The organism is Microcystis flos-aquae FACHB-1344 (genome assembly GCF_014698375.1).
Taxonomy (GTDB): domain Bacteria; phylum Cyanobacteriota; class Cyanobacteriia; order Cyanobacteriales; family Microcystaceae; genus Microcystis; species Microcystis aeruginosa.
This window is the reverse complement of the sequence record NZ_JACJSW010000063.1, coordinates 18,284-40,283: the sequence shown is the minus strand read 5'-3', so window position 1 is coordinate 40,283 and position 22,000 is coordinate 18,284. Positions and strand designations below refer to the sequence as shown.

Below are 22,000 nucleotides of genomic sequence, written 5' to 3'. Positions count from 1 at the left end.
GCAGGGATTAATGGGCTTAGATGACTCAATCTCGCTGTTACTTATCCGTCAGAATTATCCTGTCCGCTGTTGCTATCGTTATTCAAAGAGCGGAGCGATTTACCTAATAAATCTCCTAACTTACCATTTAGTAAAGATTGAATCAGTAACATACCACTGGTGGAAAGCATCAACTTGTTAATCTCTTCTCCATTTCCATTGGGAAAATTATAGATATTGGAGTCTCCCAAAATCCCCGCTTGGGGAGCTAATGCTTTAGCAATTTCAACAACCTGGGGTAAATTTTCTATTAATTGAGGTGCTAACTCCCGAACCATTTTAGCCGTGCGCTCGGCATCCGTAGCCGGTATGAGATGGTAACGCTTACCTTCTGCTTCTGCCAAACGTTCGATAGTTTTTGCTTCGTTCTCCACTGACTCTGCGGCTATTTCCGCTTGCAGCTTCTGGCGTTCGGCTTGGGCTTTTTCAATTGCTGTAGTAACAGCTTCTTCTGCTTGGGCGCGTTCTATTTCTGTTTCCAGCCGTTCTTTTTCTTTACTAATAATCGAGATGGTTGCAGCAATTTCTCCCGTTTCTATTTCTTGATTGACTGTTGCTTGTTTTAAGCGAAACGTTTTATTTTTCTCAATTAAGTCTGTGTCTTGTAGGAGCTTGTTAAGTTGAATTTCAATCTCTGTTTTGTGTTTGAGGGATTCTAGCTCTTCTTTGTCGTTTAACTCAGCAATTTCGAGCTTTTTCTTTAAAGCTAATTCAGAGGTTTCAATCGCCTCCTGTAGTTCTTTTTCTTTTTCATTTTGGTATTTTTCTATAATTAGCTCATGATCAGTCTTCCTCTTTTCGACTTTTTCCAGTGTTTCTAAATTTTTCAAAGATGTTTCTTGATGTGTAAGCTCTTGATTTTCCAGTTCAATCCCTATCTCTAATTCCTTTAGCCTTATATCTCTGCCTTTCTCTAATTCCTGTTTTCGTATTGTTTCTTCCGTATCTAATTCCTGTTTTCGTATTGCTTCTTCCGTCTTTAACTCTTCCGTGCGAGTTGCCAGAATTGCCGGTTGAATAACTTTTGTTCGAGCCTCAACTGCCTTGGCATCGAAATAGTTGTCAGCAGTATAGTTGGCACTTTCTTCAATTTCACCAATAACTAGGTCTCTAACAGTTAATCCTAGAGGATTTAGGCAGTTACCAAGTATAGTCGTAGCTTCTTTTCCCACCTCTGTGCGATTTGTATGCAGATAGTCTAATGTATGTTTACTGGCACTTCCTCGTAGGGCGGTTTCGGCGCGTTTTTTAACAGCTTTCTCTACGGCTACGGTTGAAATACTGTCTTCTTCTACCAAAAATTTTTGAGCCTTTTGGTTGTCTTCTTTGGTGTCGGCAATATAGACATAAATTGTCGCTTGTACATTGGCTCGTAAATAATCCTGAGTACGAATATTTGATACTTCTATATCAACAGCAAATTCTTGGGATCTAATCGTGTCTGAGTCTGGTTCTGGTTCAGTCCATGCCTTGAAACCCCCAATAATTTTGTCTTTTTGCGACCACAAAGCAACCAGCATCAAAGTAAGCACAACAGTTACTCCTATCGGCACTAAAGGGAAACTGCCGTTACCTGGCGGTGGATTTGATCGGGAAGGTTCAGAGGAAGATTGAGCGACAATAACAGGCTCTGTTTGGCTGGGTTGTACTGCTCTCATATAGTAAAGATTCAGATCGGGAATTGCCAGCAATCCTAACATTCATGGTTCTTCGGTGGATAATATGTTAACAAAAATTTATAACCGTTCAGGGGTAGGGCTGTTTCATTTACAGGGTGAGCGCATCTCAAACCCTATTGACAATTGTGCAATTTTGTGGTTTGCGTGGGCATTTCCAGTGAACCAGTCAATCAGAATAGTTACGAACTCTTAATATTTGGTCAATTTTTGCTTAACAATTGAGATAGAAAATTATACTCAAATATGCCTGAATCACCTTCTAGGTGAGCAACTCACCTAAGCTGTTAAAACCGAAAAAAAGGGCGAATTTTGTTCACCCTAACAGACAAAGTAATCATCCTACAAAGTGCCGATAAACTTATCAATGCGATCGAATCCTTTTTCAATCGTCTTCAGGTCTGTAGCATAGGAAAGACGAATACAATCATCGGCACCGAAAGCAATACCGGGGATAGCAGCTACTTTTTGGGTTTCGAGCAGTTTCTGACAAAAATCCCGGGATTTTAAACCAGTTTGACTAATATCGATAAACACATAAAAAGCACCGTTGGGAGTAGGACAATTGAGTCCGGGAATGGCTCGCACTCGTTCTAAAATATACTGTCGGCGCTCGCTAAAAGCTTTGACCATTTCCTCGATGCAATCTTGGGAACTCTCCAAAGCAGCGATCGCACCGTATTGGGCAAAAGTGCAGACATTGGAGGTACTATGACTTTGGATCTTAGTCATAGCCTTGACAATTTCCACCGGTCCTGCTATGTAACCGACGCGCCACCCCGTCATCGAGAAAGCTTTAGCAAAACCATTACTAATAATACTGCGCTGAAAGATTTCCGGACCAAAAGAAGCGATACTGCGGTGAATTGCGCCATCGTAGAGGATTTTCTCGTAAATTTCATCAGAAACCACTAAAATATCCTTTTCAACCACAATGTTTGCTAAAGCTGCGATTTCTTCGGGAGTATAGACAATACCGGTGGGATTAGAGGGAGAATTGAGGACAAATAATTTAGTTTTCGGTGTAATTGCCGCTTCTAGCTGTTCGGGGGTAATTTTATAGTGATTCTCTAGGCTAGTGTTGACGATAACCGATGTTCCCCCCGCTAACGTCACCATTTCAGGATAACTCAACCAGTAGGGTGCGGGAATAATTACTTCGTCCCCCGCTTCAATTAACGCCATGATCAGATTGTAGAGAGACTGTTTACCGCCATTGGTGACGATGACATTATCGGCATTGTATGCTAGTTGATTATCCCGCAGCAATTTCTCGGCGATGGCTTTTCTTAACCCCGCTTCCCCGGCAGCCGGTCCGTAGCGAGTTTTTCCCTCATCGAGGGCCTTTTTCGCGGCAGCTCTGATGTGAGTGGGTGTGTCGAAATCTGGCTCCCCGGCGCTAAAACTACAGACATCTTCGCCGTTTTTCTTCATTTCCTTGGCCAGAGAGTCGATAGCTAGGGTAAGGGAGGGGGTGACTTGATTGACTCGTGACGCTAGTTTCATAGTATTTTACCCTGAAAGGGCTTTTCTGATGACCTACACAACCTTTAGTATTGTCCATTACCCCGATTGTTCTGGGTGTTTTTTTATATAATCTCCGGAATTGCGGCGCTTAGGGATGGGAATGGGGTGATGGGGTGATGGGGTGATGGGGAAGTGGGGTGTGGGGTGTGGGGTGTGGGGTGTGGGGTGTGGGGTGTGGGGTGATGGGGAGAATAAATAAAAATAATCTCCTTTTGCCTATTGCCTATTGCATATTGCCTTCGTTATTGAGGATTTTTTCTTTTCGGGGGTTTTTGTTTGCTGGTAGGGAGTAGGGGAGCGGTTAATTTTTCATAGAGTTCAAAAAGGTATTCAATACGGTTTAATTCACTGGTAAAGGGTTGGGGACGATAACACAAATCAACGGCTTTATCGAGTTTTTGGTGAGCTTTGAGCAAGTCGGGAGGCATGGTTAAAGTATCGTATAAATCCGCAAGGCTACTATCGGGATATTTTACCCTTGTATCTAGCACAGTTTGAGCGCAAGTTTCAACGGTTTGTTTTTGTTTGTCGGTGATATTTTCTGGAAAGGGGTAGTTATTATAAACGATGGTGTTTGAATACTGATAGTCGCTTTTGGTTCTTCCACAGACATATTTAACCCATGCCATGTGCATTTCTGAAAGTAAAACTCCATAAGTCAACAAATCTGCATAAGCAACAACGAGAGAACTACCACTGGCAATAATATCTTTGGTATTGATTGTGATTGGAATATATTTTCTGTTTTCAGAAGAGACTTTTGGAATAAGAATATAATCTGTTTTAGGTTGTCTAATCTCACCAAAAAGATATGGAGTTTGAGCAAGTTTTACCGTGGTTGCTCTACCACTACTTTCACGATATATTTTTACCTGCTCGATTCTTTCTAAAACAAGAGGCATTTTTTTTAGTTCTATGGGTTTAGAGTCTATAAGCCATAAACACCAACGTTTAATATTATGAATAGACTCTTTACCCCCTGAATACTGTTTGATAAATTTTTCGGATAAAGGTTCTTTTTTTATAAACTCTATTTTTTCTGCATCTGAAAGAATCAATATACCATTATCAATAGGCATACTACCATAATTAATATCAGGCAGATTGGATATAGGTTTGCTTCTCTTTTGAAGGATGACATCTGAGCCTTGCACTAAATATGGATTGATATTTTTAACTGTCCTTTCCGTCGGTTCACCTTTAACATCAGCATAATCAAAAATCTTTTTATTTTCAATATCCTGTACAGCAAATCCAATAATTACACAATGAACTGCTGCATTTCCCTTAGCCTCATTTTTCCAGCTAAATGTGCGATGAGCAAAATAGATTTTAATTTCATATTTGTTAAAAAGCTCCTGCCATAAAACGCCAACTTGTTCACCCTGCGTAATTGAATTGGTACTAACAAAAGCACAACGGATGATTGTTCCTTGAATATACTGAGCCGCTTTAATATACCATGCGGTTACATAATCTAAAACACCTGATCCTTTAACGTCTCCTAAAACACGATTCATGTCAGCTTTTTGAGCCAAATTTTGCTCTTTTTTACCCACAAAAGGAGGATTCCCTAAAATAAAATTGAGCTTCTCTTTTGATATAAGTTCCTCCCAATCAATCCGCAAGGCATTTCCATTAACAATCTTTGCCGCTTTCTTTAATGGTAAACGCACAAAATATTGACCAAAAGTATTACTAACTTTAACATTCATCTGATGATCAATTAACCACATCGCCACTTCTGCCACCCTCACCGCAAACTCATCGTATTCAATACCAGCAAACTGATTAACATCCACCTGAATAATAGCACTAATATCTGTTACTAACTGCCCCGTTTTATCTAACTCCTGTAATACCAAAATCTCTAAATCGCGTAACTCCCGATAGGTAATAATTAAAAAATTGCCGCAACCACAGGCAGGATCAAGAAAATATAAATTAGCAATCTTTTTCTGAAATTCTAGTAATTTATTGCGATTGCCTTTAATCTTCTCAAATTCTCTGGATAAATCATCTAAAAATAACGGTTTAATCACCTTTTGAATATTTTTCTCGGAGGTATAATGCGCCCCTAAATTGCGTCGCTCTTTTGGATTCATTACCGCTTGAAACATAGAGCCAAAAATAGCAGGGGAAATTTTCCCCCAATCAAAAGCACAAGCTTCTAATAACATGACTCGCATCTTGCTATCAAAAGCTGCTAAAGGTAACGACTCCTCAAATAACTTGCCATTTATGTAGGGAAATTGAGTTAAATTCTCATCGATATTTTTTAATCTTTTTTCTTCTGGTGTATTCAAAACCTGAAAAATAGAAGCGATGTGCATCGCCAAATCACTGCCATCTTCTTTGGTATGTAGATCGATATATTCCCAGAAAATACCCTTATTAAAAATACCCGTATCATCGGCAAATAAACAAAATAATAAACGCACTAAATAAACTTCTAAATCATGCCCCATATAACCAATTTCTTTGAGGTAATCATGAAGTTTTCCCATTAACTCGGCTGCTTGAATATTGACGGGATCTTCGTCTTTATAAACTCGCTTTTCATAACCAGCAATAAAATCAAATAAATGAACGTTATCAACAAAATTGCTTAATTCAAATTCCCATTGATTGCCCGAATCTAAATCATATAATTTAAACCGTTGAAAATCCGAGACTAAAATATAACGCGGTAACTCATGTTCCTTTAAATTGGGAAAATAATCCTTAGCCTGTTGTGTGGCTTTTTCTAAATCTTTCCCCTTCGATTTATGCTCAACTAAAATCGTTCCTTTCCAGAGTAAATCAATAAAACCCTGTTTATTATCTGCTTTTTTTATCGGTTGCTCAAAACTGGCTACCCTACGCCGTGAAATGCCAAAGACATGAAAAAACTCATTCCAAAAAGATTGAGATTCTGCTTTTTCTGAAGTCTCTCCTTCCCACTCTTTTTGAAAAGCGATGGCGCGATTTTTTATTTCATTCCAACTTAAAGGCATAGTTTTAACTCCTTATCGTTCGCTGGTTTGCTCAACGATAGTAGAAAATGGTGTAGGGAGCCATAGGCAGTCAGCAAGGGATACAGATAGTTTCCATTTTAGGTGATTTTTTGGTAAACTCCAAGGGAAGCTAGAAATTAGTAACGCCTTGAGAATTGTAGCCGCTTAGTTATCAATCTAGTTATTGACTCGAAGGAACAACTTATCGCTATGTCGAAAACTCTCTACGAACAAGATTTTCAATTGTGGCTCGCAACAACAATTAATCACCTACAGAAGCGGGAATTTGCTGCGCTGGATACTGATAACTTAATTGAGGAGTTAACCGAGTTGGGAAAATCGGAAAAAAGAACTTTAGAAAGTAATTTGATGATTCTTTTGGCTCATTTGCTCAAATTAAAAGTACAGCACGACGCACCGCCATCAATGAAGGATAGCTGGTATTGTTCTATTATTGAGCATCGCCAGCGAATTGAGAAAAACTTACGCAATACGCCTTCCCTGAAATCCTATCTAGAAACTGCTATCGAGGAAGCTTATCCAGATGCTCGTCAAGTGGCAATTAAGAAAGGGAAACTCCCTCAATTTGGTGTTCGGATTCCCCCAGAAAATGATTATCCTCAAATTTGTCCTTTCTTGCCAGAGCAAATCTTAGATGAGAACTTCTATGGCAATTGACTAGAGAAAAAAGTTAATTTTCAATTTTTGCATTACTCATGACTCGACTAACTCCAATCCCAATTGACGAAAACATCCTAATTTATATAGGGCTTGCTGAATAAATGTGAAATCTAGGCAAGGTAAGGGTTTTGTGGCTTTACGAGCGAAACAGGTGCAAGATTTTGAGAGAATCGTCGTTCAAAACCTTGCGTCTTCATCGGCCCGCGTCCTGTAGGGGCGAAGCATTCGGGCAATAACCTATCGGTGAAACCGTGGATTTTCTATCCGAATGCTTCGCCCGTACTTTTTCAGCAAACCCTATATAGATTCCACCGATAACCTAGAAATTCCTGCCAAGACATTAGGAACAGAGGGAAGAATTGCTAAAGGGGTAATTTATCTACCAGATAATTGAAAATCATCACAATAATTATTTAGAAAAGTGGAACCTACAGAAGAACAGTATCTTGTCTTAAATGCTCTTGAAACTTTGGGACTCCTGCTCTTTAGAGTCTATGATGAAGATAATGGAGCTTGGCTAATCATTACTTCTAGTCTAACATTGCCCAGATCATACTTATTGCCTAATGGCGAAATTGTTCCCCTAGAATGGATGCTTTAACCATGAAAAAACCGACAGAACTTCAACAGCAAGAATACGAAAGAATTGGCGAAATTGCAGCCAAAGGAAGACAGCGTTATCTAGAAGCAGGAGGCGACCAAAAAATCTGCCCTAGCGGAAGAAAAGGAAATGATTATTTAACCGATGAAGAACGTAAAGAAATTTTACAATTAGCCCGTCAGGTTTTTGGCGTTCAGATTAAAGATGGCCAAGTTTACTGTCAAGGACGGACTTGGAAAATATCCGATAAAAAAGTCTCAAAAGATACCGAAAAATGAACTAAATATTGCTAGTGTAGAACGTAGGTTGGGTTGAAGCATGAAACCCAACGCCCGCATGGGTTACGCTACCGCTAACCCATCCTACAAATAATTCTGCCTCCCTACTTAAATGCGCGGGCAGCTTAGAACTTACCTGAATAAAAGCCCCCAGAAAACATCACTTTCTAGGGGTCTAATTACAATTGACGGAAAACAAACTTATGGGGACGTTAACCTCCAGCCACCGCAGGAACGATACTGACTTCATCGCCATCTTTTAAGGGGGTTTTTGTCCCATCGAGGAAGCGAATATCTTCACTGTTGACGTAGAAATTTAAAAAGCGCCGGGGTGCGCCCTCTTCATCGCATAAGCGGGCCTTAATACCGGGGAAACTTGCTTCTAAGGATTCGATTAAATCACCGACACTACTAGCACTACACTCGATGGTAGCCTTATTTTCTGTAAATTTTTGCAGGGGAGTAGGAATGAGAACTTTTACAGCCATAGATATCAAGGAAAAAGTGGAAAGGACGGTAAGCTGCGCGCGAATTTAAATTGCTTGTGGAGATGAGGCAAGGGAATAATTGCCCCATCATCCCTGAGCATCAATTCTAGACGAGAACCTGTTGCCATTCGAGGCGTTCGAGGGTGCGGGAACGTTCTAGGGCCCGTTCAAAGCTTTCTAATTTCGGTTCGATTAACAGGGGTTCACCGATATAACCCTGTACCGCTTCTTGGGTTTTTAGACCATTACCAGTGATATAAACGACCGTGGTTTCTTCGGGGTCGATTTTACCCGCTTCTACTAATTTTTTCAAGACAGCGATAGTTGTACCGCCCGCGGTTTCCGTGAAAATGCCTTCCGTTTCTGCCAAAAGTTTAATACCTTCGATAATTTCGGCATCGGTGACGGATTCAATATTACCGCCGGTTTTACGCGCAATATCAAGGGCATAAACACCATCGGCGGGATTACCAATAGCGATCGATTTGGCGATAGTATTGGGTTTAACTGGGGCGACAAAATCCCGTCCTTCCTTGAAAGCTTGGGCAATGGGGGAACAACCCTCCGCTTGAGCGCCACTAAAACGCACTGCTTTATCTGCCACCAAACCGACTTTGACGAATTCTTGGAAGCCTTTATAAATCTTGGTAAAGAGGGAACCACTGGCTAAAGGTGCGACAATATGATCGGGGAGTTTCCAGCCTAATTGTTCGGCCACTTCAAAGCCTAAGGTTTTGGAACCTTCGGAATAGTAGGGACGCAGATTGATGTTGACAAAACCCCAACCGTAGGTATTGCCCACTTCTGAACAGAGACGGTTGACCTGATCGTAATTGCCTTTAACCGCCATTACCGTGGGATTATAGATTAGGGTTCCGAGAATTTTACCCGCTTCTAAATCGGAGGGAATGAAAACACAACAGTCTAAACCGGCGTGAGCGGCAATAGCGGCGGTGGAATTGGCCAGATTTCCCGTACTAGCACAGGAAACGGTGGTAAAACCTAATTCTTTGGCGCGGGTAAGGGCGACGGATACCACTCTATCTTTGAAGCTGAGAGTGGGCATATTGACGGCATCATTTTTAATGTAGAGATTTTTTAGACCCAAGCGCCGGGCTAAACGGTGGGATTTAACTAGGGGAGTCATACCCGTACCCACATCGATAGGATTTTCACTTTCCACCGGCAAAAAGGAACGATAGCGCCAGATGGAATTGGGACCTGCTTGAATGCTTTCTCTGGTGACAGTGCGACGGATGAGGTCGTAATCGTAGTCCACTTCCAGGGGGGCAAAGGTTTCTTCGCAGATATTCAGCGCTTTCAGGGGGTAAGAAGTCCCTCCTTCCTTAGAAACCAAGCGGGTAAAGGTGGGGATGAATTTTGAGGTTTCGATGTTTGTCGCTAGGGTCATGATTTTCCTGTCTTGCCGTCAACTGAATCTACAAGCATCCTATCACTCCCAAAATCTTGGTGTCAAATATACCCGACTATTTTTGTCGGGTATAAATTTATACAAAAATTAGGGGATAATCTGGGGAGCAGCAAGGGTTAAGGGGAGATGGTTAAGCTGCTGTGTCAGGAAACTTCGGGGTAGTTTTAGGTCAAAAAAAGGACTAGGAGAAGGGATTTAAGTGTTTTAGGAGGCTATAGCCTATTTACTGCGAATTTTATCGAAATAAGCTCTGATTTTTCTTTAAATAGCTTAAACAGGGGGCGATTAACTGCGGTTGCCAGAAAGTTTCTCGGGTTGCTCAGGATAATTGTCAAGAAAAGTGACAAATTATGTGATTTTGTTGAGAAATAATAATTTTTCTGGGTTGCCAAATAAAATTGACCATTTCCGGCGGTCGGCAGGAGATTATTTTTATTTATTCTCCCTTCTCCCTAGGAAGGTAGGGTTGATTCATGAATCAACCCTACGGGGGCAGGGGGGATCAAACCTTAAGAGTCAGTGGTCAGGAGACATCTGCTTTTTGATAAAAAGTTAAGGTGGTATTGCCGTAGCGTTTCTGACGACAAATGGTTAAACCTTCTAGATTAATTGCTTGCCAAGATTTGGGATTATGTTCCACGGCAATTTCCCCCAGAGAATCTAATAAATTAAATTGAGAGATGGCAGTTAGTACCGGTAAATATAAACCGCTTTCGTAGGGAGGGTCAAAATAAATTAAATCAAAACTTTTCCCCGCTAAAGTGGCTAACTTTGTCAGTACATCCCCCCGAATTACTTGGAATTGCTGGGGAGAAGTTGCTAAATTGCGCCAATTTTCCTTGATAATTTCGCCAGCGCGTCCTGATTGTTCAATTCCGATTACTAGACTCGCACCTCGACATAAAGCTTCCGCACCCATGGAACCATTACCCGCACAAAGATCCAACCAACGACAGCCGGATAATTTCTGTTGCCAGATATTAAATAAAGCTTCTCGCACCCTTGCTGTCGTCGGACGGGTTAATTGTCCTGCTAGGGTTTTTATGGGACGATTGCCGTAAATTCTCATTAGTTAAAAGGCAAATTCAGTTAATCTTTTTTGTAATAAATCAGGAAAAAGAGCATAGTATCTTTGATTGAGAGGAGAGGGATGGGGGAGAGGCAATAAAGTCACTTTCTTTTGCTGTTTTAATCCATCTTCATCGGTAGCGGTAAGGGTAACTAGCAGTTTTTTGGTAAAGCGTTCTTTATCAAGATAGAATTTATCTACTTCTTTCGGTTTACCGTAGGGTTCAAACCATTTAAAAGCTTCCGTGCCAAGGGGAATGATATGATCACCTTGCCAATAAAAAACGAGCAGTTTTTCTATAAATGGACGAAAACGATCTTTCACTTCCCCAGAATAAGCTTTATTACCCGGAGGTTTGTAGGGAACTGTATTAGTTAGGAAAATTCGATCGCACACGGATAATAACTCTTGACGATCATGAGATTTTCTCCCCTGCCAAGCTTGAAAAAATCCCTCTCTCACCATTCTACCGGCAGCCCCGATCAAAGGTTGTCCTGCATACACTTCATCTCGTCCTAAATCCCGCCCAAAAAAGCATAACTGACTAGCCAGATTACCTGCATACAAAACCGGTTCAAAGGGGTCTTTTTTGGCCTCTTGGTAAATTAGGGTATCGATGGGAAAATCCTCTTTTTTTGCCTCTTGGTGTACCTGTTTAATTAGGGTTTTAATATCGGTCATTATTCCAGAAATCGGTTATTAGTGGCTCTCCATTCTACTACAAAAATGAAAATTATCAGTCTTCAGTCTTCAGGAGATTATTTTTATTTATTCTTCCTTCTCCCCACACCCTACACCCCACACCCCACACCCTACACCCTACACCCTACACCCCAATTCACTCCTCGGTGCGATAGCCAAATTCTGCTAAAAGTGAGCGAGATTGTCGCCATTTTGGTTCTACCTTCACAAATAATTTTAAATATACCTCCCCGGCGATTAACTTTTGAATAGCCGATCGAGCCGAAGAGCCGATCGCTTTTAACATACTGCCATTTTTACCGATGACGATCCCTTTTTGGGAAGCTCGTTCCACGTTAATGGCGGCAAAAACCTTGGTTAAAGCGGGAGTTTCCTCGACGCGTTCAATCACCACTGCCACAGAATGGGGAATTTCCTGACGGGTTTGCCGTAAAATCTGTTCGCGGATTAATTCGCCCATAATAAACCTTTCCGGTTGATCGGTGACTAAATCGGGGGGATAGTAATAGGGACCGACTTCGAGGGAATCAGTTAACAGATTTTGCAGTTCTTCGATTCCCGTCCCCTCCAGTGCCGAAAACTTGAGCAGAGGCCAGTTATTTTCCGCCGCTAAGGTGCGATAACTATCGTCGATAGGCTCCGGGTCTTCCGGTTGCTGATCGGCTTTATTTAGCCCTAAAATCGTGGGAGTTTGGTTTTTAGTCAGTAAATCGGCAATATAGCGATCGCCACTACCCAAAAAATTACTACTATCGACAACAAGTAAAACTAAATCTACAGAATTTATGGCGTTTTCGGCATTTTTAACTAAAACTTTGCCTAATTCGTGATGAGGCTTGTGAATGCCGGGGGTATCGACAAAAATCATCTGGGAGCGCTCGCCGGTGACAATGCCGCGTAAACGGTTGCGGGTAGTTTGAGCGATGGGAGAAGTAATGGCGATTTTTTGTCCCACTAATTGATTCATCAGGGTGGATTTGCCCACATTAGGACGACCAATAATGCCAATAAAACCCGATTTAAAACCAGTGGGTGCGATGGGAATTACTGCCGAATCGAGATTAAAGGCTTGGGAGTTGATCAAATCGTTCATAATTAAAGAATATTACTTAAAAAATATTTTTACCCATGCAAAGGATAATTTTGTTCTTGTTAGTATTGATTCTAGGCTGTAGTAACCATTTAAAATTGTCTATGGCAGGAAATTTAAGCGATCGCTTAACCGATTATCCTCGCTGGATGACTAAACCGGTGGTTAGTTTTGCCAGCGGAGATTTAGTTTATCCCGATTGGATGGTAGGCAATTGGACTGTCACCAGTACTCTGATCGATTTAACCGCTCCTCTTGCTCCCCAGATTATCACACCTGGTTTTGAAAGTAATCGTCGTTACCTAGAACAATCGATCGAGTTTCCAGTGAGATTCATTGAGAAAGCTATGTCCAGACCGATAAATGCTGCCTTTTTATCCACCATTATCAGTAAACCATCAACTGTGGCCGATCGATCCTTTAATGGTTTAGCAATTAGTCGCGCCTATTTAGGTAATCAATCGGTATTATCGGTAAAAACTGACCCCAATAATCCCAATCGTCAGATTACCTTTTTACGGGGCGCTCATCAACTAATTTCCACGGTAATTGCCAGAAATAGCGAAACTCCTAGCCGAAATCAATTTATTGCCACAGAAATTAGTCAACAAATTTTCCGGGGAGAAACCAATACTTATCTTAATGAGGTGGAAACCACCACCGCCTATCAGTTATTATCTCCTAATAAAATTCTAGGCGATCAGGTGACAGCCATTTATCTTTCCCCCCAATCTCCTGATTATTTCCAAGCGCCGAATCGTCCTGTGGCTTTGTATCGTTATCGCTTACAATTGCTGAAAGATTAATAGAACTCCTGTAAAAATCAACAATCTTCCCTTAGATGAGGAGACAGGAGGAGAAAAAAGACAAGAGACAATCCTAGCCATAAAACCTAAGATTATGTCCAAAAGGAATTAAGAGAACTTTCCCGGACCTAGTTTTCGGACTTTATTGAAGGACTTGGGGACGATTTGCTTGAATACTCTTAATCCCTCCTACAGCAGATGTTATGGCCTTTTGTCAACGGGGAAGTTCAGTTATACTGCCTTTTACTCGGCCAAGAAAGTGAGGCTCCCACCGCCATTAATTGCTCAATGTGAGCTAAGTTTCTTTTTCTTGAATTGGTCTTTGATGGGTTTGTAGGTGGGGTTAATCGTCTAGTTGTTCAACCTTTTTAAACACACTATTTCTCTGAGGTAATGTTATGACTATTATCATAGGTATAGGTTCTTCTGCAGCAGGATTAAGCACTTATCTTGCGACTTTAGCTTATCATCAAAAACATCAGGTAAAATCTAAAAAGGTTTTATCTTGTCAAGTAACACCGATTAGTGCGGACTCGTATGAAAGAAAATTGAGTTATAAGGCAGAAAACATTTTAAAAGAGCAAGTGATGTTAGAAGTAACACAATTTTACGATAGCTTTTGCTATCATCCTTTATATAGTTTTACTATTACTCTGGAAATAAAAGGATTATTTTGGACTAAAAATACAGAAAAAGTTTCATTTGATATCTACGATATGCCAGATACTCTCTTGAGAGATATTAAAGAGTTTTCATCATCTAATAACTTCACAGAATATTATGATGATTTATTTAGTGATATAGGTGGATATTTCTTACCAATAGATGGAACATCTCATCGAGAAGATGAGGTATATGCTAAGTCTTTAGAAAAATTTACTACAGATTTAACACAGCGTAACCCGCAAGGTTGTCGTATCGCTTTTGCTGTCACGAAATGTGATTTATCAGAACTTTGGGTTAATCGAGATGATCCTCGTGGTCTGGTGCAAAGACGCTTTCCTAAAATGTATGCAATCCTAGAAAATTGGACTCAGGAGGACAAGGGAAAAGTTGAATATTTTACCACTTCATCCTTCGGAGTATTTGGTCAATATTGCGACCCTAATTCAATTATTCAATCAAAAAGTAAAGAGGGAACATTGGCCGTGATTAGAAATCCTCAAGAATGGCAACCTTTTGGCATAATTGAACCCTTATATTGGTTATGTACGGGTAAAATGCTATAATTATTGTAGGAAAAACTAATATTGCTTGCCCAAAAAAGTATTGAGTGATTCGGGAAATTATGAAAATGAAACGCTATCAACTTCTTAAAGAAAGACGAGAAAATATTATAAAAATTGCTCGAAAACATGGAGCATTTAATATTCTAATATTTGGATCAGTTGCCAGAGGAGAAGACAGCAATGACAGTGATATTGACTTTTTAGTAGAAATGGAACAAGGGCGCAACTTATTAGATAGAATTGGTTTAATTCAAGACTTAGAAGATTATTTAGGCTGTAAGGTTGATGTGGCTACTATTAACAGTTTACGAGATTGTTTTCGGGAAAGAATCATGAAAGAGGTGATTCCTTTATGAATGATGACTTAATTTATTTAGGTGATATTTTAGACAGAATTGAACGAATCGAATCTTATACACAGGAGGGAAAAGACAGATTCTATCAATCCTTATTAATTCAAGATGCTGTGATTCGCTGTTTTGAAGTCATTGGAGAAGCTGTTAAACAACTCTCTCCTGAGATTAGAAAAAAATATCCTGAAATTACTTGGCGTAAAATTGCAGGGTTTCGAGATATTTTAATCCATAGCTACACGGGAATCAATGTAGATGAAGTTTGGGGAGTTATTAAAGATAATTTACCTAAATTAAAACAACAAATTCAGCAAATTATTGCTAATGAAAATAATTAAAATCAGTTGACAACATGGAGGTAAGACCTAAGCGATTAGGCATTTTTTTGGTCAAGTATCAAACCCATTCAGCCACTATCCTTAAAAAGATAGCGTGGTGAGGATGTCAAAGAATCATCAAAAATAGCAGCGGTTGCCCCCTAGTTCTATAATCAGATTACGGCTAATTTGATTGGCTATCAACCCTATTTATGTCTATCTCCCCACCCCGTTCGGGTTACACTTTACCGGTTTTTGCCTGTGCCAGTGCGATCGCATCTCTCCAGCATCTCCACGGCGAAAATGAGCTAAATTCCGTTACTTTTAATCTTTTAGAACCGCCAGAAGCCGTTACAATTGCCATCGAACAAGTTGCCCGACTGAACCCCGATGCTGCCCTAGCCATCACCCGCAGCGATCCGGGGGATAATTTAGATTTAACTAGAAATACCCCTATATGGGCGTTAGTAGAAATAAAGACGGGTAATCAAGAGATAGAGATTCAAGGCGGCGAAGGAATCGGCATCCAGGTTGATAATGGCGGAAAATCAGCTATTTATAGTTATGCCCAGCGTCTGCTGCAAGAAAACCTCAGACCCCTGTTACTGCCCCAAGAAAGCATCAAAGTGACGATTATCCTTCCAGAAGGCAAAAAACTGGCCACAAGGACTTCTAACGCCGCTTTTGGCGTGGTAGAGGGGTTATCTTTGTTGGGTACCACTGGCATTTCCCAACCCCTCAGCGCTCCCGGACAGTTGGAAATCTTTCGCGAGCAATTGAAAAATTTATCCCGTCGTTTCGATCGCTTGGTGTTTTGTATCGGGGAAAATGGCTTAGATTTAGCCCCTCAAATGGGTATTAATCCTGATATTTTGGTAAAAACAGCCAATTGGATCGGGCCGATGTTATTAGAGGCACAATTACAGGGAATCTCTGAAATTCTTTTGTTTGGTTATCACGGTAAATTAATTAAACTTGCCGGGGGAATCTTTCAGACTCACCATCATCTCGCCGATGGTCGTCGGGAAATTCTTACCGCCTACGCCGCTAAAATGGGTTTAGCTACCCCCCATCTCCAGCAAATTTTTGACAGTAGCACCAGCGAAAACGGTCTGGAATATCTGCGTCAATTAGACCGGCAAACGGGCGATAATTGGGTGGAACGCATCTATGGAGAAATGGCTAATACGATTGATCGCCGTTGCCAAGAATACGTTTATAACCACAGTAACGGTCATCTTAGGGTCGGTTGTATTTTATTCGATCGCTCTCGTTCTTTGATCAGCAAAAGCGAAAATGGCCTTAAATTTTTGCAAAATCTACAAGTCACTCCCTAGTGACCGTGCTATGATCGTGGGAATCTTTAGGGCTTGCTGAAAAAGTACGGGCGAAGCATTCGGATAGAAAATCTACGGTTTCACCGATAGGTTATTGCCCGAATGCTTCGCCCCTACAGGACGCGGGCCGATGAAGACGCAAGGTTTTGAACGACGATTCTCTCAAAATCTTGCACCTGTTTCGCTCGTAAAGCCCCAAAACCCTTACTTTGCCTACATTTCACATTTATTCAGCAAGCCCTATTTAGTCTTAAAAAATGAAACTAATAAGGCGATACTATTGTAGCTTATTTCCAGAACAATAGCCGATTTAGTTCACAAATCTTTAACCTTTTCCTGCCAGTTTCTTTTTTTGATCGCAGTGACAACTCAAACCCCCCTTCCCACCCCCCAAGAGACTTTGCCCTCAGAGTCCTTCACTAATAGCCTTAATCGTCAAATAATCATCATTCTTGACTTTGGCTCCCAGTATTCTGAATTAATCGCCCGCAGAATCAGGGAAACGAACGTTTACTCCGAAGTTCTCTCCTATCGTACCAGTGCTGAACAATTGGCCCAAATCAACCCGAAAGGAATAATTCTTTCGGGCGGTCCCAATTCCGTCTATGATCCTGGAGCGCCCCACTGTGATCCCGAAATTTGGAATTTAGGTGTACCCATCCTCGGAGTTTGCTACGGGATGCAATTGATGGTACAGCAGTTAGGGGGCAGGGTAGAACGGGCAAAACGGGCTGAATACGGCAAAGCATCCCTATTTATCAACGATCCTACCGATTTATTAACCAATGTCGAGGACGGTTCCACCGCTTGGATGAGTCACGGGGATTCCTGCGTGGAATTGCCCGCGGGTTTTGAAATTCTCGCTCATACCGATAATACCGATTGTGCGGCCATTGCCGATCACAAGAAAAAACTCTTTGGAGTGCAGTTTCACCCGGAAGTTGTCCATTCTGTGGGAGGAATCGCCTTAATTCGCAATTTCGTCTATCATATCTGCAAATGCGAACCCACTTGGACCACGGAAGCTTTTGTCGAGGAATCGATCCGAGAAATTAGGGCAAAAGTGGGCGATAAGCGAGTTTTATTGGCTTTATCCGGCGGTGTGGACTCCTCTACCTTAGCATTCCTCTTGCATCGAGCGATCGGTGATCAACTAACCTGTATGTTTATCGATCAGGGATTCATGCGTAAGGGTGAACCAGAACGATTAATGCAGATATTTAACGAGCAATTCCATATTAGAGTCGAGTATGTCAACGCTAGAGAGCGATTTTTAGCGCAAGTGGCCGGCGTCACGGATCCCGAGGAAAAGCGCCGTCGTATCGGCCATGAATTTATTCAGGTGTTTGAAGAAGAATCGAATCGTTTGGGACCCTTTGATTATCTGGCCCAAGGAACTTTATATCCCGATGTGATTGAATCGGCCGATAGTAATGTGGATCCCAAAACCGGGGAAAGAGTCGCGGTTAAAATTAAAAGTCATCATAACGTTGGTGGACTGCCGAAAAATCTCCGGTTTAAATTAGTCGAACCCCTGCGAAAATTATTTAAGGATGAGGTGAGAAAATTAGGCCGATCAATTGGTCTTCCGGAAGAAATTGTTCGTCGTCAACCTTTCCCCGGCCCCGGTTTAGCAATTCGCATTTTAGGGGAAGTCACCGCAGATAAATTAAATATTTTGCGCGATGCAGATTGGGTGGTGCGCGACGAGATTAATAAGCAGGGAATGTATCACGATTTCTGGCAAGCTTTCGCGGTTTTATTGCCTGTCCGCAGTGTGGGAGTGATGGGAGATCAACGCACCTACGCTTATCCCATTGTCCTACGTTTAGTCAGCAGTGAAGACGGAATGACTGCCGATTGGTCCCGGGTTCCCTATGATTTATTGGAGACAATTTCTAATCGCATTGTCAATGAAGTTAAGGGAGTTAACCGCGTGGTTTATGATATTACTTCTAAGCCCCCCGGAACTATAGAATGGGAGTAGTATTGAATTATTGATTGATTGTTAGTCCCGTCCAAATATTGGGGCGGGATTTTTGCAGAATAGACAATTGAGGAGATTAATTACTACCATGACACAGTTAGAGATTTTAGAAGAAATAGAAGCGGTGGATTTTGCGGAAGAAGAAGAAGATATTGCAGGAGAATCAGCAAACCAAAAAAAGCTACAACTCAAAGAAATCTCCGAGACTGTTGTTGCCAGCAGTGATTGGACTACCGCAACGATCCGCGATCAATTAATTCGAGAAAATATTCAACTCAATCCGCGCTTTCAAAGACGAGATGCTTGGAATATTACTCGTAAAAGTCGATTTATTGAATCCCTAATTCTAGGGTTTCCAGTCCCACTGATTGTCTTAGCTACTAATAATAAGGAAAAAGGGAAATTTATCGTTCTTGATGGCAAACAACGCCTACTAACAATTTTACAGTTTTATGGTGACAGTGCCACACCTAATAATAGTTTTACTTTAAAAGATTTAGAATTTCTAGATAATCTCAATGGCTGCCAATATCAGGATATAGAAAATGACTTCAATTTAAATGATATCTCAGACCAACTGGATAATCAAACTATCCGCACGATTGTTATCCGTAATTGGAAAACGGAGAGTTTCCTCCATAAAATTTTTCTGCGTCTCAATGTGGAAAATACCCCTTTGTCTTCTCAAGAATTAAGACAAGCATTACACCCAGGGGGTTTTATTAATTTTTTAGATGATCGAGCGATCGAAAGTCAAGCATTAAAGAAAATATTTAAATCTTCCTATCCCGATTTCCGGATGCGCGACACTGATATACTATTGCGTTATGTAGCTTTTCATTATTATTTATCCGATTATCGCGGTGATGTTAAGATACTTCTAGATAAAACCTGTCAAAATTTCAATCAAGAATGGGAAAAACGCTCAGATGAAATTATCAATGTTGTTGATCAATTTGAAAAAGCTGTCCAAACAACAATTAATATTTTTGGAGAGAAAAACTTTTCTCGTCTCTGGCTGCCTGAATCGGCAACTTATCGAAGTCAGTTCAATCGAGCAATTTTAGATGTGATGGTTTTTTACTTTTGCGATGATCTAATTAGAGCAGCTGCCGAGAAAAACAAAGAACAGATAGAAAATGCTTTTAAAGAATTATTATCTAACCCTGACAATGAATTTAGGAACTCAGTAGAAAAAACTACTAAAAGTATTAGAGCAACTTACAATCGTTTTCATTTATGGGGTCAAGCTTTATCAAAAGTATTAGATATTAACTTCAATATTCCTCAGATGGAAGATAACCGTATTATTTTTAAGGGGTTAAGATAGTTAGTTTTTTTACTATGCCGAAATCTCTAAGATTTAGACAACTAACCAGAGAATTGACTCGACTAAAAAGACAATTCCTACCTCGTAAATTTAGCGAGATAAATGACTATTCTGAAAGACAATTAGCTTTAACTTTTGCCTATCGAGTTTTTGCTCATGCTGAGATTGAATCTTATCTTGAAGATCGAGTTTGGGAGACCGTACAGACAGCAAAAAATATCTGGGATAATCAAGGTAAAGCTAGGGGAGTTTTGTTATGTGTAATCGCTTTTTCTGGTCAAGAAATGGAAGCTCCTCCCGACACCCTTACTCCTCTTAAAGGTAAGAAAAATCTGCCTGAAGATAAACTAAAAATCACTAAAAAAATTGACATAGCGATTAGATGTTTTAAATCAGTTATCGATCAAAATCATGGGATTAAAGAAACTAACCTATTAAAATTACTCTTACCAATCGGCATCGATAGTGATGAATTAGATCAAGTTTGGTTACTAAATATGGATACTTTTGGAGAAGCACGCGGTGAAATCGCTCATTCTTCGGCAAGAAAAACGAAACAACCGCCTAACCCTGCCGACGAATTAGAGAGAGTTAAACAAATTATTCAAGAATTAGAGAAAGTCGATCAATTGATTACTAAATTGCTCGAGTAATTGCCCTCTTAATAAAATTTAAAGTGTTAATTATATCAAAAATACAGTATAATGAAAGGCAGAGAATAGAGAGCTAATCATCAAAGTGAAACATAGACCAATTGCGATCGATTTATTTGCCGGCTGCGGTGGGATGTCCCTTGGTCTAGAAGCGGCGGGATTTGATATTGCTGTAGCGGTGGAGTTTGATGCAGTCCATTCCTTGGTTCATCATTTTAACTTTCCCTATTGTCAAACTATCTGCCGGGATATAGCCAAAGTAACAAGTAGAGAAATATGGGAATTATTAAAACTAAAAGGCTATGCCACCGATGTTAGTTTAATTGCCGGCGGTCCCCCCTGCCAAGGTTTTTCATTGATTGGTAAACGACAAATAGATGATCCTAGAAATTCTCTTGTATTTGAATATCTGCGGATTGTAGCAGAAATTAAACCCAAGTATTTTATCTTTGAAAATGTCCCCGGCATGGCTACGGGTAAACACAAACAATTTTTAGAGGAGTTAATTTCTGAATTTGAAGCTATTGGCTATACAATTAATCAGCCAATTAAAATCCTTGATGCCAGTGAATATGGCGCACCACAAAAGCGCAGAAGATTAATCTTAATTGGTAGTCGAAAAGACGTGCCGATGGCTAAATATCCTTTGACAAAGACCGTCGATTTAAACTCAGCCAAAAAATCAGCTTTTACCAGCGTCTATGATGCGATTTCAGATTTAGAATTAATACCTGCCTTTATCGATACTGATTTAGGCATACCTGCATCAAAATTAGATTATAGTGGTAAGAGGAAAAAATATTCAGTGCAGCCAGGGGATATTTTTAAACTTTGCCATCAAAGAACAGTAGATACAAAAATCTATGGACATATAGGCTCAGTTCATACCCAAAGATCAATTGATAGATTTATCATAACCGAACCGGGTACAGTGGAACCAAAAAGTCGCTTTTTAAAGCTTTCTCCCACTGGTTTATGTAATACTCTCCGGGCCGGAACTAATAGTGACAAAGGGGCCTATACTGCTCCTAGACCCATTCACTATTCTATTCCTCGTTGTATTACTGTACGAGAAGCCGCCAGATTACATACATTCCCCGATTGGTTTCAGTTTCACCGCACAATATGGCATGGTTTTCGTGAGATTGGTAACGCGGTTATTCCGCTATTATCGAAAGAACTTGGCTCTTCTGTGATGGGAGCAATGAATATCAATACCGCTAATCTCAACCGAGTTATTTTAGAAAAAATGCCAGCCGAATTATTGCTGTATAATATGTCTCAGGCATCAAACTATTGGGGCATCCCCGACGATGTTATCCCGAAAAGAAAACGAGGTGTCTCTCAGAGATAGTACGATTAACTACCAATCGAACTTTAAAAAATCGCTCCCATCTTCCCACTCTCCT

General features: G+C 40.6%; 21 protein-coding genes. 13 read left to right on the top strand and 8 right to left on the bottom strand.

Going from position 1 to position 22,000, the window contains the following annotated elements:
- Positions 1-41: 41 nt before the first annotated feature.
- The 3 genes from H6G48_RS04905 to H6G48_RS04895 form a co-directional block, all read right to left on the bottom strand.
- Positions 42-1,739, bottom strand: coding sequence for an SPFH domain-containing protein (locus H6G48_RS04905; protein WP_190719670.1), 1,698 nt, complete (start codon positions 1,737-1,739; stop codon positions 42-44).
- A gap of 318 nt (positions 1,740-2,057) precedes the next feature.
- Complete coding sequence (locus H6G48_RS04900; RefSeq protein WP_190719668.1) at positions 2,058-3,221, bottom strand: pyridoxal phosphate-dependent aminotransferase; 1,164 nt, start codon at positions 3,219-3,221, stop codon at positions 2,058-2,060.
- 263 nt (positions 3,222-3,484) lie between these two features.
- Positions 3,485-6,238: a class I SAM-dependent DNA methyltransferase gene (locus tag H6G48_RS04895; protein ID WP_190719666.1), complete on the bottom strand. Its 2,754-nt coding sequence runs from the start codon at positions 6,236-6,238 to the stop codon at positions 3,485-3,487.
- Between the two features lie 210 nt (positions 6,239-6,448).
- Here H6G48_RS04895 and H6G48_RS04890 point away from each other — a divergent pair, with 210 nt between their 5' ends.
- The 4 genes from H6G48_RS04890 to H6G48_RS04880 all read left to right on the top strand — a co-directional run bounded on the left by H6G48_RS04890 (position 6,449) and on the right by H6G48_RS04880 (position 7,798).
- The gene (locus tag H6G48_RS04890; protein WP_190719663.1) at positions 6,449-6,916 is read left to right on the top strand and encodes a DUF29 domain-containing protein; all 468 of its coding nucleotides are present in this window, start codon (positions 6,449-6,451) and stop codon (positions 6,914-6,916) included.
- Positions 6,917-7,187: 271 nt separating this feature from the next.
- Positions 7,188-7,313, top strand: a complete 126-nt coding sequence (locus H6G48_RS26765; protein ID WP_261779675.1) for a hypothetical protein — start codon at positions 7,188-7,190, stop codon at positions 7,311-7,313.
- A gap of 27 nt (positions 7,314-7,340) precedes the next feature.
- Positions 7,341-7,520 (top strand): hypothetical protein, encoded by a 180-nt coding sequence (locus H6G48_RS04885; RefSeq protein ID WP_061431120.1) that lies wholly within the window; start codon positions 7,341-7,343, stop codon positions 7,518-7,520.
- A gap of 2 nt (positions 7,521-7,522) precedes the next feature.
- The gene (locus H6G48_RS04880; RefSeq protein WP_002742806.1) at positions 7,523-7,798 is read left to right on the top strand and encodes a hypothetical protein; all 276 of its coding nucleotides are present in this window, start codon (positions 7,523-7,525) and stop codon (positions 7,796-7,798) included.
- A 212-nt stretch (positions 7,799-8,010) separates the two neighbouring features.
- Here H6G48_RS04880 and H6G48_RS04875 read toward each other — a convergent pair whose 3' ends face one another.
- The 5 genes from H6G48_RS04875 to era form a co-directional block, all read right to left on the bottom strand.
- Complete coding sequence (locus H6G48_RS04875; protein WP_002735127.1) at positions 8,011-8,286, bottom strand: MoaD/ThiS family protein; 276 nt, start codon at positions 8,284-8,286, stop codon at positions 8,011-8,013.
- Positions 8,287-8,392: 106 nt separating this feature from the next.
- Positions 8,393-9,697, bottom strand: coding sequence for a threonine synthase (gene thrC / locus H6G48_RS04870; protein ID WP_002783420.1), 1,305 nt, complete (start codon positions 9,695-9,697; stop codon positions 8,393-8,395).
- Positions 9,698-10,241: 544 nt separating this feature from the next.
- Positions 10,242-10,787, bottom strand: a complete 546-nt coding sequence (gene rsmD / locus H6G48_RS04865) for a 16S rRNA (guanine(966)-N(2))-methyltransferase RsmD (RefSeq protein WP_149987704.1) — start codon at positions 10,785-10,787, stop codon at positions 10,242-10,244.
- Between the two features lie 3 nt (positions 10,788-10,790).
- Positions 10,791-11,468 (bottom strand): uracil-DNA glycosylase family protein, encoded by a 678-nt coding sequence (locus H6G48_RS04860; protein WP_002750869.1) that lies wholly within the window; start codon positions 11,466-11,468, stop codon positions 10,791-10,793.
- Between the two features lie 157 nt (positions 11,469-11,625).
- Positions 11,626-12,582 carry a GTPase Era gene (gene era, locus H6G48_RS04855; RefSeq protein WP_190719660.1) on the bottom strand — a complete coding sequence of 319 codons (957 nt, stop codon included), beginning with the start codon at positions 12,580-12,582 and terminating at the stop codon, positions 11,626-11,628.
- A 35-nt stretch (positions 12,583-12,617) separates the two neighbouring features.
- Between era and H6G48_RS04850 the strand changes: the two genes are divergently transcribed.
- The 9 genes from H6G48_RS04850 (at position 12,618) to H6G48_RS04810 (ending at position 21,945) form a co-directional block, all read left to right on the top strand.
- Positions 12,618-13,385 (top strand): DUF6816 family protein, encoded by a 768-nt coding sequence (locus tag H6G48_RS04850; protein ID WP_190719657.1) that lies wholly within the window; start codon positions 12,618-12,620, stop codon positions 13,383-13,385.
- A gap of 398 nt (positions 13,386-13,783) precedes the next feature.
- On the top strand, positions 13,784-14,614 hold the full coding sequence (locus tag H6G48_RS04845) for a hypothetical protein (RefSeq protein ID WP_190719653.1): 831 nt from the start codon (positions 13,784-13,786) through the stop codon (positions 14,612-14,614).
- A 65-nt stretch (positions 14,615-14,679) separates the two neighbouring features.
- Positions 14,680-14,970, top strand: coding sequence for a nucleotidyltransferase family protein (locus H6G48_RS04840; protein WP_002800547.1), 291 nt, complete (start codon positions 14,680-14,682; stop codon positions 14,968-14,970).
- On the top strand, positions 14,967-15,305 hold the full coding sequence (locus H6G48_RS04835; protein ID WP_008206140.1) for a HepT-like ribonuclease domain-containing protein: 339 nt from the start codon (positions 14,967-14,969) through the stop codon (positions 15,303-15,305). The genes H6G48_RS04840 and H6G48_RS04835 overlap by 4 nt, the downstream gene beginning before the upstream one ends.
- A 191-nt stretch (positions 15,306-15,496) precedes the next feature.
- The gene (gene cbiD / locus H6G48_RS04830; protein ID WP_190719650.1) at positions 15,497-16,621 is read left to right on the top strand and encodes a cobalt-precorrin-5B (C(1))-methyltransferase CbiD; all 1,125 of its coding nucleotides are present in this window, start codon (positions 15,497-15,499) and stop codon (positions 16,619-16,621) included.
- Positions 16,622-16,982: 361 nt separating this feature from the next.
- On the top strand, positions 16,983-18,608 hold the full coding sequence (gene guaA / locus H6G48_RS04825) for a glutamine-hydrolyzing GMP synthase (protein WP_190719647.1): 1,626 nt from the start codon (positions 16,983-16,985) through the stop codon (positions 18,606-18,608).
- An 88-nt stretch (positions 18,609-18,696) separates the two neighbouring features.
- A complete protein-coding gene (locus H6G48_RS04820; protein ID WP_190719644.1) occupies positions 18,697-19,938 on the top strand; it encodes a DUF262 domain-containing protein in 1,242 nt (413 codons plus the stop codon).
- A gap of 14 nt (positions 19,939-19,952) precedes the next feature.
- Positions 19,953-20,591, top strand: a complete 639-nt coding sequence (locus H6G48_RS04815; RefSeq protein ID WP_190719643.1) for a HEPN domain-containing protein — start codon at positions 19,953-19,955, stop codon at positions 20,589-20,591.
- Between the two features lie 85 nt (positions 20,592-20,676).
- Entirely contained in the window at positions 20,677-21,945 is a 1,269-nt protein-coding gene (locus tag H6G48_RS04810) for a DNA cytosine methyltransferase (RefSeq protein ID WP_190719641.1), read from the top strand.
- Positions 21,946-22,000: the final 55 nt, after the last annotated feature.